The organism is Cytobacillus sp., assembly GCF_032154635.1.
GTDB lineage: Bacteria > Bacillota > Bacilli > Bacillales > Cytobacillaceae > Cytobacillus.
Map to the genome: position 1 here is coordinate 1 of NZ_JALDXW010000063.1, position 13,749 is coordinate 13,749.

Annotated in this window: 13 protein-coding genes; 11 read left to right on the forward strand and 2 right to left on the reverse strand. The window is 40.1% G+C overall.

The window, feature by feature from the left end; genetic code table 11:
* The first annotated feature begins 276 nt into the window (after positions 1-276).
* Both RUH74_RS23015 and RUH74_RS23020 read left to right on the forward strand, forming a co-directional pair.
* Positions 277-711, forward strand: coding sequence for a helix-turn-helix domain-containing protein (locus RUH74_RS23015; protein WP_313804850.1), 435 nt, complete (start codon positions 277-279; stop codon positions 709-711).
* Between the two features lie 2 nt (positions 712-713).
* Positions 714-1,898, forward strand: a complete 1,185-nt coding sequence (locus RUH74_RS23020) for a macrolide family glycosyltransferase (protein ID WP_313804853.1) — start codon at positions 714-716, stop codon at positions 1,896-1,898.
* A 139-nt stretch (positions 1,899-2,037) separates the two neighbouring features.
* Here RUH74_RS23020 and RUH74_RS23025 read toward each other — a convergent pair whose 3' ends face one another.
* Positions 2,038-2,976 carry a LysR family transcriptional regulator gene (locus tag RUH74_RS23025; protein WP_313804856.1) on the reverse strand — a complete coding sequence of 313 codons (939 nt, stop codon included), beginning with the start codon at positions 2,974-2,976 and terminating at the stop codon, positions 2,038-2,040.
* A gap of 260 nt (positions 2,977-3,236) precedes the next feature.
* Between RUH74_RS23025 and RUH74_RS23030 the strand changes: the two genes are divergently transcribed.
* The 6 genes from RUH74_RS23030 to RUH74_RS23055 all read left to right on the forward strand — a co-directional run bounded on the left by RUH74_RS23030 (position 3,237) and on the right by RUH74_RS23055 (position 9,279).
* Positions 3,237-4,415: an amidohydrolase gene (locus tag RUH74_RS23030; protein ID WP_313804859.1), complete on the forward strand. Its 1,179-nt coding sequence runs from the start codon at positions 3,237-3,239 to the stop codon at positions 4,413-4,415.
* A gap of 15 nt (positions 4,416-4,430) precedes the next feature.
* Positions 4,431-5,627, forward strand: coding sequence for an amidohydrolase (locus RUH74_RS23035; RefSeq protein WP_396230159.1), 1,197 nt, complete (start codon positions 4,431-4,433; stop codon positions 5,625-5,627).
* Between the two features lie 39 nt (positions 5,628-5,666).
* Complete coding sequence (locus RUH74_RS23040) at positions 5,667-6,854, forward strand: hypothetical protein (protein WP_313804865.1); 1,188 nt, start codon at positions 5,667-5,669, stop codon at positions 6,852-6,854.
* A 48-nt stretch (positions 6,855-6,902) separates the two neighbouring features.
* The gene (locus RUH74_RS23045) at positions 6,903-8,174 is read left to right on the forward strand and encodes a metal-dependent hydrolase family protein (RefSeq protein ID WP_313804867.1); all 1,272 of its coding nucleotides are present in this window, start codon (positions 6,903-6,905) and stop codon (positions 8,172-8,174) included.
* 132 nt (positions 8,175-8,306) lie between these two features.
* Positions 8,307-8,777 (forward strand): SRPBCC family protein, encoded by a 471-nt coding sequence (locus RUH74_RS23050; RefSeq protein ID WP_313804869.1) that lies wholly within the window; start codon positions 8,307-8,309, stop codon positions 8,775-8,777.
* A gap of 106 nt (positions 8,778-8,883) precedes the next feature.
* Entirely contained in the window at positions 8,884-9,279 is a 396-nt protein-coding gene (locus RUH74_RS23055) for a VOC family protein (protein ID WP_313804871.1), read from the forward strand.
* Positions 9,280-9,508: 229 nt separating this feature from the next.
* Here RUH74_RS23055 and RUH74_RS23060 read toward each other — a convergent pair whose 3' ends face one another.
* A complete protein-coding gene (locus RUH74_RS23060; protein WP_313804873.1) occupies positions 9,509-10,270 on the reverse strand; it encodes an SDR family oxidoreductase in 762 nt (253 codons plus the stop codon).
* A gap of 157 nt (positions 10,271-10,427) precedes the next feature.
* Here RUH74_RS23060 and RUH74_RS23065 point away from each other — a divergent pair, with 157 nt between their 5' ends.
* The 3 genes from RUH74_RS23065 to RUH74_RS23075 all read left to right on the forward strand — a co-directional run bounded on the left by RUH74_RS23065 (position 10,428) and on the right by RUH74_RS23075 (position 13,622).
* Positions 10,428-11,003 (forward strand): TetR/AcrR family transcriptional regulator, encoded by a 576-nt coding sequence (locus RUH74_RS23065; protein WP_313804876.1) that lies wholly within the window; start codon positions 10,428-10,430, stop codon positions 11,001-11,003.
* Between the two features lie 29 nt (positions 11,004-11,032).
* Positions 11,033-12,292 carry a mechanosensitive ion channel family protein gene (locus RUH74_RS23070; protein WP_313804879.1) on the forward strand — a complete coding sequence of 420 codons (1,260 nt, stop codon included), beginning with the start codon at positions 11,033-11,035 and terminating at the stop codon, positions 12,290-12,292.
* A 166-nt stretch (positions 12,293-12,458) separates the two neighbouring features.
* The gene (locus RUH74_RS23075; RefSeq protein WP_313804882.1) at positions 12,459-13,622 is read left to right on the forward strand and encodes a DUF4317 domain-containing protein; all 1,164 of its coding nucleotides are present in this window, start codon (positions 12,459-12,461) and stop codon (positions 13,620-13,622) included.
* Positions 13,623-13,749 lie beyond the last annotated feature (127 nt).

The window sequence follows — 13,749 nt, forward strand, 5'->3', positions numbered from 1 at the left end:
GTCCTTCATCCATTCGATGAAGCCCCCCATAGTTGAAAATGAGGAGAACGGTCCTTCATCTAGTCGCTGAAGTCCCCCCCATAGTTGAAAATGAGGAGAACGGTCCTTCATGTAGTCGCTGAAGTCCCCCCATAGTTGAAAACGAAGGAAACGGTCCTTCATCCAGTGCCAGAAAAACACGATCTGCTGCCACAATTTTTAACATAAAATGACGCAGAACGTTGATAGACTTTATACAATATCCCACTTATAGTTAATTTAATAGGAGTTGAAAATATGATTGGTATGAATATTCGTGTGTTGCGTAAGAAAAACAAAATGAGCCAGGAACAACTTGCTGAGAGGGTCCATGTTTCTCGTCAGACTGTGGCAAAGTGGGAAAACGAAGAAGCGCTGCCTGATATCCATAAATGTAAAATATTAGCTGAAATCTTTCAAGTAACATTGGACCAGTTATCCGGCAGTATGAGTGAAGAAGAGGTGGAGCATCTTGGTCCTAAGGGGAAGCAATTTTTCGGTGTTGTGAAGGTAGGCGAGCGCGGGCAAATTGTTATTCCAAAGCAAGCGCGGGACATGTATCAGATTCATGCAGGTGATAAGCTGGTTGTGTTAGGGGAAGACGCGACAAAAGGAATAGCCATCTTAAAAACGGATCATTTCCTCGAGTTTGCAGACTTGATCCGTAAGGCTGAAGCAGCGGAGGAGGAATAAGAATGAGTAGAATTGTCTTCTTTTCGATCCCTGCACACGGCCATACGAATCCGACATTACCGGTGATAGCTGAGCTTGTAGATAGAGGGCATACTGTCTGGTACTATTCTTTTTTAGCGTTTAAAGAAAAAATAGAAAGTCACGGTGCAAAGTTTATTCCATGCGATGAGTTCCTGCCTCCCATCTCACAAGAGGAATTAGACCGCAAAGCGGGAAAGGATTTTGCGGCATTAATTGAAATGGTTGTGGATACGACCATTGCTTTAGATGAAAAAGTATGTGCGGAATTGAAAGAATTTCAGCCGGATTGTATTGTTTCAGATTCCTTATGCTTTTGGGGAAAATTATTTGCCAAGAAACTAGGAATTCCGTACATCTGTTCAACAACTACCTTTGCATTTAATCGCCATACGGCCAAACTAATGAAACGCAGTATTAAGGAAATGGCGAGTATGATCATTGGAATGCCCAGAATCAATAAAAAGTTAGAACTGCTGCGGTCTCAGGGGTATGAGGTAGAAAATTTTATATCGATTATTCAAAATGATAATGAGACGAATACCATTGTCTATACAACAAAAAAGTTCCAGCCAATGGCGGAAACCTTTTCCGGGAAATATGCCTTTGTCGGTCCTTCAATCCAGAAAACATCTGATGCATCCAAAGAAAGAAACAGCAGAAGATTAGTCTATATTTCTTTAGGAACGGTACTCAATCAAAATAAGGATTTCTACCAAAATTGCATGAAAGCATTTGCAGATAGTGACTTTGATGTTTTGATGTCAGTTGGTGAAAAAACGGAGATTGACTCACTTGGCCCAATACCAGACCATTTTACTGTTCAAAACAGAGTAGACCAGACGGCTATCTTACAAAAGGCAGATGTATTTATTACGCATTGCGGAATGAATAGTGTGAATGAAAGCCTGTATTATGGCGTTCCAATGGTTTTATTTCCTCTCCATAGTGAGCAAAGGGCAGTGGCTAACCGGGTCGCGGAGCTTGGTGCGGGGGTAAAATTAAAAGGGATGAAACCAAAACATCTGGCAAAGGCAGTTGAAGATGTGCTGGCAAATGGAACCTATTTAGAAAACGCCAGGATTCTCTCTAAAGACTTCAGGAATGCAGGTGGTGCTATAGAAGCAACTAATAGGATATTGGCTAATATTGATAGTAAAACCGGTTAAGTTCCAAAAAATACATGCTCCTATGCACGATGTGCGAGGAGCTTTTCTATTTTGTCTTCCTAGCCATCCAATATCCGCAAAAAATAATAGAGTAAATTCGTATATGAATTCACTCTATACCTACATTTGATTTTCATTTTTAAACTGCGTATTCGGCTGAAATGGATGCTGCTAACATTTTTTTAATCGATTTTATCGGTGCTATGAGTGAAGATTGTTGGTTATATTCCAAACAAATATCAACACTAGGAAAAGAGCTGCCTAATTGAATGACTTTTACTGGAAGGGAAGAAAGATTGCCTAATTGGTTTAGACCTGTTTTTGGCAAGATAATATATCCTTTATTAGAGGCAATCAAAGTTAGCATGACATTGGCATGATCTACTATTTGGCATTTTTTTATTTTTAATCGATTAGAAATCGTATGAATAAGCTTCTTATTGTTTGCCAGTACGGGATTATCAAATAATAAGAACGGACTGTCTAATATTTTAATATTACTAATATCCTCGTTCATTTTACTCCAATCTTCATTTGAACATAAAAGCACCATCTCATCATTCATCAAAAGCTGGCTGGAATGAACCGATTTTGTTTCGTTTTGGTAATAAATCGCCATTTGAATTTCTTCATATTCCATTAATTCTTTTAATGTATTTGTTGGCCGAGTTATGAAGGTGAATTCCAAATGAGGGAATTGTTTGTCTAATTCAGTAATAATGGCATTTGAGAAAACAGGTGCAAGCCAAGCATTGATGCCAATTCGTAAACTTTGACTTGGATTGACGGTTTCTCGAATCGTTACTTTCGAAACAAAATCCTTAAAAGACGCAATTGCTGTTGAGGCGTTGCTAAATTCGTGAAGGAAGTGAACAGCAAAGGGTAGAAAGTATTGCCCCTGCTTTGACAATGTGACTCCTTCCCAGCTTCTTTCCAGCAGGGGGAAGCCGAGATCTTCTTCTAATTTCTTAATCCTCGTGCTAAGAGTGGGCTGAGTCATATGAAGAGTGGCAGCCGCTTTGGAGATACTTTTCTTATTGGCTACCATTAAAAAAGATTCCAGTCCTTGTAAATTCATTAACAACCCCTCCTTTATTATAGAAGATTCTGCATTTTTTGTTTATCTTACAATAATAATTTAATGGGATCAATAAATAAAATAGGCAAGATTTCTGATATAAATTATTTTTATAGCTCTTTAAAGTGCTGCAAGATCAACACATTAAAGGGGTATAAAAATAATTTATTTCTTTTCTCTAAATATAAAATGCTATGATTCATTTATTATTAAACTTTTCAGAAAAATAGTGATATTCAAATAAACAGGGGTGAAAGGAAATGCTTCAACCAAATGTAGATAATCAAAAGATTTCCGCCATTAAGGATACGGTTAAGGAGTGGAGAAGGTATCTTCATCGACATCCTGAATTATCCTTCCATGAGGAAAAAACTTCTCAGTTTGTCTATGATCAGCTTGTTTCATTTGGGGGTCTGAAGGTTACACGGCCAACCAAAACAAGTGTGGTTGCTACCCTAATTGGGAGTCAGCCGGGAAAAATCTTAGGTTTTCGCGCAGATATGGATGCCCTTCCCATTCATGAGGAGAACCAAGCAGAATACGTTTCCGAAAATCCTGGTGTGATGCATGCATGTGGGCACGATGGCCATACCGCGATGCTGCTTGGTGCTGCCAAGATCCTGGCGGAAATGAAGGATGAAATTAGAGGGGAAATCAGGTTTATCTTCCAGCATGCCGAGGAATTGCCACCTGGTGGTGCACAGGAATTGGTAGATGCTGGAGTTGTCGATGATGTCGATTATATGATTGGCATCCATCTTATGTCCTTATTGCCTACCGGGAAAGTTGGAATCGTCTATGGACCAGTGACCGCAAACTCCGATATGTTTGATCTTAAAATTGTCGGTAAAGGAGGACACTCATCCCAGCCTGAAAACTCGATTGATCCAGTCTTGATGGCAGCACAGTTTATTACAAACATTCAGCAAATTGTGTCGAGAAATTTGAATCCGAAAGAGCAATTAGTTATTTCTACGACAACCCTGCAAGCAGGCGGCGCGAAAAATGTTATTCCAGAATCAGTCCAAATCGGCGGTTCAGTCAGATCCTTTAGTCCGGAAGTAAGGGAGCAAGCGGTTTCTTTCATTGAACGGATCGCAAAAGGGGTAACAGAAGCGCATGGCGGAACCTATGAATTCCACTATCAATACGGATACAGCACAGTCTTTAATGATAAGGATTTGACAAAAATCGTTGAAGAATGTGTAACAGAAGCTTTAGGTGAAAACTTTGTTGAGTATGGGGAAGGCGCAATGGGCGGTGAAGATTTTTCTGCTTATTTACAAAAAGCACCTGGCTGCTTTATACCAGTAGGCGCTGGAAATGCCGAAAAAGGCATCGTATATCCGCATCACCATCCCCGATTTGATATTGACGAGGATGCTTTAGAGCATGGGGTTCGCATTTTTGTTCAAGCAGCAAAAAAAATCCTTGGGTAAAAATAGGGAGGAGTCATGACTATGATTGAAACGATAACTATCGATAAATTAATTGATTCAGTAAAGGACACCGTAGTCGAGTGGAGACGATATCTTCATCAAAATCCTGAACGATCCTTTCAGGAGGAAAAGACATCACAATTTGTTTATGAGAAATTGGAAAGCTTCGGAAATCTAGAACTATCAAGACCAACGAAAACAAGTGTGGTTGGGCGGTTAGTCGGGAATAGACCAGGACGCGTGCTTGCTTTAAGGGCAGATATGGATGCCCTTCCCATTCAAGAGGAAAATGACTTTGAATTTGTATCCCAGAATCCTGGGATTATGCATGCATGCGGGCATGATGGCCACACTGCGATGCTTTTAGGAGCTGCGAAGGTGCTTTCCCAACTAAAAGATCAACTATGCGGTGAAGTCCGCTTCCTCTTCCAGCATGCGGAGGAAGTCCCGCCAGGCGGAGCAATGGAGATGGTAAAAGCAGGCGTACTTGATGGCGTGGACCAGGTAATTGGCTTGCATTTAGCCTCACCTATCCCGACAGGAAGAATTGGCGTCGGTTATGGTCCTGTTTCGGCTAACTGTGATGTGTTTACGCTTTCGATTAATGGCAAAGGCGGTCACTCGTCCCAGCCTGATACAGCCATTGATCCGATTGTTATAAGTGCTCAAGTTGTAAGCAATTTGCAGTCGATCATTTCCCGGAATATTGCTACAAATGAAAAGGCGGTTGTTTCAGTTACACAGATTCATGGTGGATCCGCGCAAAATATCATTCCGCAATCTGTACAATTAAACGGTACGGTACGCAGTTTTAATCCAAAGGTAAGGGAAGAGATTCCTAAGTTGATGGAAAGAATTGTAAAAGGAATTACGGAAGCGCATGGGGCAACGTACGATATACATTATGAATTTGGCTACAGTTCGGTTGTGAATGAGGAAATTCTGACAAGACAAATGGAAGAACTCATTGGTGAAGTGCTTGGCAAGGAATTTATTCTACCTTTAGAACAGGGCACGATGATGGGCAGTGAAGATTTCTCCGCTTTTTCAGATGTCGTTCCAGGCTGTTTTCTAATGGTGGCAGCAGGAAATGAAGAAAAGGGTATTATATATCCACACCACCATCCTAAATTTTCCGTGGATGAAGCGTCACTTGAACATGGAGTAAAGCTCTTAGTGCATGCACCATTTAAGCTCAACAACAAAGAGTAATCCTTTTGTAAAATATCTGTAGGAAAGAGGGGAGTCATCATGGATCCGGTAACCGCATCGTTAATCGTTTTAGCTATGATTGCTGTGGGGGAAGTTGTCTCCATTTGGACCAAAGCAAAGGTCCCAACATTGCTTGTTGTTATGATTCTTATTTTTACTGGTTTTAAAACAGGAATTGTTCCTGCTAATATTATTGAAGCCTCAACATTTGCTATTGTTGGTTCGTTGCTGCAGCCCATATTACTTGTTCATATGGGAACCTTGATTCCAATGAAGGTAATGAAAAGTCAATATAAGGCTGTGTTAATTACTCTAATTGGTTTGGTTTGTTGTGTTGCACTGATTCTTGCTATTGTTCCGATTTTCTTTGATTACAGTACAGCGGTTGCTGGGGCAGGACCTTTAACAGGCGGTTTGATTGCTTATCTTATCACTGCTGAAGCTCTTCAAAAAGCTGGCTTAGCTGGCTTAGCTGCGATCCCTGTCATTGTTCTTACCCTTCAGGGACTGGTAGGAATGCCTTTAACAGCAATCTTCCTGCGAAAACATGCTTTAAAACTTCGCCGGACAATGGACGCAGGAACATTTGCTGCTGCAGGAGTTGCTTATGCAGACCAGGAAGATCTGGTGGAAAAGGAGGAAGAGACTGCAAAAAGAAGCCTCATTCCCGAGAAGTTTCAACAAAGCAGCTTTATCCTATTATTCTTAATTTTTATTGGCGGTGCCGTCGCTGTATGGCTGCAAAATCTTACCGGTGTGAATTATAGCCTTTGGGGCTTAGCTATCGGGATAATTGGTGCCTACTTTGGGTTTTATCCTCAAAATGTGCTGGAAAAGGCGAATGGATTTAGTATTGCCATGGTTGGCTTAGTCTTCCTAGTTCTTGCCTCTTTAGCATCGATTACTGTCCAGCAAATTCTTAGTGTGCTTCCAGCAGTTGCGGCAATCATTATCGCTGGTACGATTGGTTTGGTAATCGGAGGGTTTATTGGATCAAAAATCTTTAAATGGGATCCATATAAAGGCATTCCAGTCGTGTTAACAGCGATGTTTGGGTTCCCTGGTGACTACTTAGTTTCACAGGAAGTCAGCCGCAGTATTGGAAGAACGAAGGAAGAAGAGGAGAAAATTTTAGGTGAAATCTTGCCGCCAATGTTGATTGGCGGATTCACATCAGTGACGATTGCTTCTGTTGTCATTGCTAGCATTTTAATCAAAACGATTTAGCAGGGGACAAGCCCCAGCATCTTTTAGCCCCAAAGGAGGAAATGAAAAATGGCGTATACATTAGTGAAAAATGGAAATCTAATCGATGGAACAGGAAAAGGGCTAGTTGCTCATGCCGCTGTGTTGATTCAAGATAATCGAGTTGTTTCGGCCGGTGCCCTTAAAGATATGGATATCCCGAATGAGACAGTTGAAGTGATGGATGCCCAAGGCGGTTTTATTCTGCCTGGATTTATTGATACCCATGTTCATATGATGCTAGAGATAAAGGATATGCGGGAATCTTTAGTGACTCCATTTGCTCTAAAATTCTATCAGGCGATGGAGTATATGAAACGCACGTTAGATGTGGGAATCACCTCTGTCCGTGATGCTGGATTTACTGATCTAGGTGTAAAGCAAGCGATAGAGCAAGGGTTAATAAAGGGGCCAAGGATGCAGGTTAGTATTAATCCATTGACGATTACTGGGGGACACGGTGACTCTTGGATGCGTTCAGGCATTGATGTGACAAGCAAAGAATATCCGGGGATGCCTTCTGGTATTTGTGATGGTCCTGAAGAAGTCCGGAAAAAAGTAAGAGAAATGCTGCGGGCTGGTGCTGATATTATTAAAGTCCATGCAACAGGCGGAGTAATGAGCCCAACAGACCATCCGGAATTTACTCAATTTTCTCAAGAAGAATTGTCCATCATTGTCCAAGAGGCAGCTTTTCGCCGTGGAGTAAAGGTTATGGCACATGCTCAAGGAGCGGAAGGCGTGAAAAATGCTGTCAGGGCTGGCATCCACTCGATCGAGCATGGCATTTTCCTTGATGATGAAGCCATTGAACTTATGTTAGAAAAGGGAACCTATCTGGTTCCGACCTTGCTGGCACCTGTTTCTGTACTAGAAGCAAGCAAAATCAGTGAAGACATGCCTGCATATGCGGTTGAAAAGGCTCGAGAGGTAGTGGAAATTCACGCGGAGAGTATTACCAAAGCCTATCGAGCGGGAGTGAAAATTGCGATGGGAACCGATGCAGGTGTCATGCCTCATGGAACAAATCTAAGAGAATTAGGCTTAATGTGCGATATTGGGATGTCCCCAATGGAATCAATTATGGCCACAACAAAAGTAGCGGCAGAATGTATGGGCTGGGGGGATAAGCTAGGGACAATTGAGCCTGGAAAACTAGCAGACTTTGTTATTACGAAAACCAATCCATTAGAAAATATTCGCTCGCTAGAGAATAAGAATAATATTGTTGTCGTTGCGAAAGAGGGAATCATTGAAAAGGACATTCGGGCCATTAGCCAGAAAGCCGTTGGACAAGCCTAATCGGATAAACGAGCACATCGTTTCAGTAAATTTGCTGAAATCATGTGCTCGTTTTTTTATTTAAAAATTCTGCCAATATTAAATATACTATTATGATATACTTTTAAAAAACTTTGCAAGGAGCGATTTAGCTTGAGTATTCATTTTGAAGTGAAAAGAGCGACGAAGGTATCCCGACAAAAGGCTTATATTGGTTTGCATGATCTTGAGTCGGCAAGCCGCTGGATGCAAGGATTAGTGAGAATAGAGCGATTAGACGAAGGCCCTTTGCAAGTAGGAAGTCAGTGGATGGAAACAAAAAGGATGTTTGGAAAAGAGGCCACTGAACACTTCGAGGTTATGGGACTCAAGGAACCAGAGAAAATTGTACTCCGCTGTGATGGAACGAAAGGAACCACAGGTAAAGGAGAATTTGTGTTTACATACATAATCGCTCCAGAGGATGATCATACCGTGATTACTCTGAATGGAGAAATAAAAGGACTTACAGGTTGGACAAAAATATTTGGGAAAATGATGGCAGGAACCTTTAAAAAAGCGTGTGCGAAAGATTTGGATGCGCTAATAAGCTATATGGAAAAGAGTAACGTACCCCATGAATAACTTTTCTTATTTTTTGCAATAATGAAAAAGGTGTTCAGCTAGTAAAGGTTGAATATAAAATAATAGATTTACCAGAAATTATTTTCGGAAAAATTAGGAGGTTAACATGGGAAGATTAATTCATTTTGAAATTCATGTGGATGATATGGAACGGGCGAAGAAGTTTTATGGGGAAGTATTTGGCTGGACTTTTGAAGATTGGAGCGATTATGCGGGGATGCCTTATTTCGGAGCTGTAACTGGCGATGCCAGTAAGCTTGGAATCAATGGCGCATTGATGCAGCGCCAAGGTCCGCCCCCAGCACCTGGTCAAGCAATGAATGGCTATGCTTGTACAATGGGAGTAGAAGATTACGATTCTGTTGAAGCAAAAATCATTAATAATGGCGGCAAAGTCGCTTTGCCAAAACATGCACTGCCTGGAATGGCGTGGCAAGGATACTATACGGATACCGAAGGAAATGTTTTTGGGATTCATCAGCCGGATGAAAATGCCAAGTAGACTGTTTTCATATTAGGGTGGAATTAAATCCCATTAGGTGTCACGCCTTCAAGCTTTTGGGGGTTCATTTTTTGAATCGTTTGTAATAGGAAGTTCTGAGCTATTCTAATTCGAATAATCTATCCTCAGTTAACTACCTATTAAAAAGGGAAACACACGATATGTCCTTTATAAAATATCATGTGTTTCCTCTTTTTATTTTTGCAGTAAACTTAAACAAGGTTCGTTTTTAGAATGCTGCCGTCCAGCCGCCATCCGCCGTAATGACCGTCCCATTGACGAAGCTTGATTCATCAGAAGCTAAGAATAGTGCGACTTGTGCGATTTCTTCAGGCTGTCCGATTCGTGGCATAACACCTTGTACAGCTTTCGTACGCTCCATTCCGAACGGATTAATGTTTTTCATAGAAGCACCGATATTGGTTGCTACACCGCCGGGAGCAATGGCATTACAGCGGATGCCTTTGTTTGCATACATATAACCGGTATTTTTTGTGAGACCAATGACTGCATGCTTGGATGCTCCGTATGTTGCACCTGCATGAGCACCATTAAGTCCTCCAGTTGAAGCGGTATTAATGATTACGCCGCTTTCTTTTTCCAAGAAGATAGGGATCGCTTTGCGCATCGCTCTCATAACACCTTTTGTATTAATATCAAAAATCAAATCCCAGCGCTCATCAAGAATATCGCCAACGGGTTCAAATCCATCCATAATGCCAGCATTATTTACTAAAATATCTAATGTTCCATACTCACTAATCGCTGTATCGATCATTGCATCAATGTCAACTTGTTTGGAAACATTCACTTGAACGGCCTTCGCTGTGCCGCCATTTGCCGCGATTCCTTTAACGACTGTTTCCGCTTGCTCAAGGTTAAGGTCAGCAACGATTACCTTTGCCCCTTCTCTCGCATACAATTCTGCAATGGATTTCCCCATCCCTGAAGCAGCGCCTGTTACAATTGCGACTTTGTCCTTTAATTTCATCTCATATCCCTCCACTATTTTCAAATGATAGATATTGAACATGTGTACAATAAAAATTATACTAGAGTAGGGAAAGCAGTACAATCGACAGAAAAATGAAGGAATGTTGAGTAATAGACACTTTTTTACAATAGTGTTCAATTTGGGGTGAAAAAAATTGAAGCAGGATCTTCGAATAATTAAAACGAAGGATAGTTTACGTCATGCCTTGTTGGCATTACTAAAACAGAAGCCATTGGAAACAATTACGATTGCAGAATTGTGCAGGGATGCGAACATTAACCGCGGAACGTTTTATTTGCACTACAAAGAGGTTCATGAAGTGTTTAAAGAATACTTAGAGGTCATTGTCGAGGATTTGAAAATATCTTACGAAGAGCCTTATTATAAAACGAATTATCATATCCAGCATCTTGAGGCAGATATGATTAAAATCTTTCATCATGTAAAAAAATATAAAGATTTTTATCAAATAATATTTGATGAGCGCATTCCAATGATGTATTATTATCTTCTATTTGATACCGTTCGTTCATTTATGAAGGAATCTTTAGGACAACATTTTGAGTTAGATCACGGCGTACAGCTAGATTATCTTATTAGCTATCAGACGAATGCGATCCTTGGCATGTTAATCGAATGGCACCGTCATGGGTACGAAACATCGATCCATGATCTGAATCAGCACCTTATCACAATTTTGTCGATCAATAGCCACTTTCGTAAAATGTAGTTCACCACGTATATATATTGGAGGAACATATGGATTTTATTAGTAATTGGTTGTTGGACTATAATTTGAATCCTACGGTACATAAGTATCTATCAACGATTATTACAATTCTTTTCATAGCGATTATTTGTATGATCGCAAATTTTATCACGAAAAAGATCGTAATTAGAACCATCTCTCATATCGTAAACAATAACAAATACCAATGGGACAATATGCTTTTGGATCGAAAGGTTTTCCATAAGCTGTCACATTTTGTGCCTGCTATAATTATTTATAACTTTTCTGCTACCTATGATTATTTTAAGGATTTGATAGAAAAGGGTGCGATCACATACTTAATCATTGTGGGGCTCATGGTTCTTAATAGTCTATTAAATGCGATGAATGATATTTATCAAACCTATGAAATATCTAAAACAAGACCGATAAAGGGATATATTCAGGTTGTTAAAATTATTGTCATTACACTTGGGATTATTGTGATTATTGCAAAGATGCTGGGGGAAAGTCCCATTATCCTTTTAAGCGGGATTGGTGCATTATCAGCCGTACTCATGTTAGTTTTTAAAGATTCGTTATTAGGACTTGTTGCTGGAATCCAGCTGTCCTCGAATGATATGGTGCGGGTTGGTGACTGGATTCAAATGCCTAAGTACGGAGCAGATGGGGACGTGATCGATATTTCCTTAAATACCGTACAGGTGCAAAATTGGGATAAGACAATTACGATGATTCCAAGCTATGCTTTAATATCTGATTCCTTTATCAATTGGCGGGGGATGCAAACCTCTGGAGGACGTCGGATTAAGCGATCTTTATATATTGATACAAACAGTATTTCATTTTGTACTGAGGAAATGATTGAAAAGTTCAAAAGCATCCATTATCTTTCGGACTATATTATCGATAGAGAACAAGAAATTGCTGAGCACAATACGAAGAACGACATTAATCGAAGCAATCCAGTGAATGGCAGGGCTCTGACGAATATTGGCGTTTTTCGCGTGTATATTAGCCATTATCTGCAAAAACATCCCGGGATTAATCAAGACATGACATTAATGGTTAGACAGCTGGCACCGACAGAGCATGGGCTGCCATTAGAAATCTATGCCTTTTCAAATGATGTCAGATGGGCCGTGTACGAATCTGTTCAGTCTGATATCTTCGATCATCTTTTTGCGGTTGCAAGAGAATTTGAGCTTCGCTTATTTCAGAATCCATCGGGGAATGATGTAAGAACGATGATGGATGAACCAAAAAGGGATGGAGAACGGGCACATTGAAATAACAATATATCCTATAATAAAAGCGCTAAAACACTCATGAATCTTGTATTTGTGAGTGTCTTTTATTTTGAAAATATTCCCTCGTGTTATGAAAATCGAAAAAATATCAAGTATTCCTATTTTTTTGTCTGAACAGTATAATCAGAAATGGGAGATGAGACAAATGAACAAAAAAGACATCGCAAACGTCCGAAAACAATTTAAATTAAACAATCGTTATATGAATATCCGAGAAATATTTAATGTGTATATAAAGAAAGAATCAGGTGAGATTTACCATCAAGTCAGTCAGCCATTTCAAATGCTGGAGCAGGAAGCGCAAGAATTGTTTTTAACAAACTTTAAAAAGGTTTTGACTGGAAGCCTTGACGCGAAGCTATTCGAATTGAAATTTAGAAGAGATGTGGAAGATAGTACCCAAATGATTCTCTACAATGGATTGCGGGCAGATTCGGAAGAATGGATGGAAAGCATGCTGAGAATCGTCCAGAAAATGTTTGCTCATGCCGTCTACGAATTTGATACAGTGGTTACGTTTATCCGTGGTGAATATCAAAAGGCGACAAGGAAACGCGATTTAGAATCGGAAGAAGGAGGGGACGACGAGGTCTATTCCAATGAGTTTACCCTTTGCACGCTTAATAAAACAGATCAGCCGAAAAAAGCATTGCTATTTGATTATATCGAGAAGGAGTTTAAATCAAATAACGCAGTCGATCCGATTATCAATTTGACGGCTCCGTTAACAGGCTTTATGTTTCCTGCATTCAATGATAATGCCGCTGACGTCAATCATATTCTTTATTATGGAGGAAAAGCAAATCAGCCAGATACGATGTTTATTGAAGAAGTCCTCCATTGTGAAGACATTATCACCGCAATCGAAGAGAAGGATACTTTTGAACAAATTGTAAAAATGGTAGCAGGGGAAGAAGTAGCCACCAATGTCATTTCTAATGTGTATGAGGAAATTGATAAGATGGTCCAGGAGAGTGTAGAAAATGAAGAAAGTGAACCACCTAAGCTTGATTCCCGGGACATCGAACGCATCTTAGAGGTAAGCGGTGTGGAAAATGTCGATACCGCCAAAGTAGAACACGCCTTCAAAAGTGTCGTCTATGATGTCAATCATGAAATCAAAGCAAGCAGTGTCATCCCGAAATCAATTAAAATCAACACAAAAATTGCCGACGTTTCTATCAATCCGAAAGAGCTGAAAAACGTAAAATACATTACGTATGAAGGAAAAAGATGCCTGCTGCTAGAGGTGGATGAAGAGATAGTCGTTGAAGGCTTCCGCTTGCCGAACATGTCCAATCATCAATAAAGGGGAAAAGGAGATAGCAAATAGCGATCTCCTATTCTTATGTCGATCTAAATGTAATTAATGGTCACTAATAATCATTTATGAACCCATTTTTTTCCTTTAAATGTAAATATCGATCACTAATAAT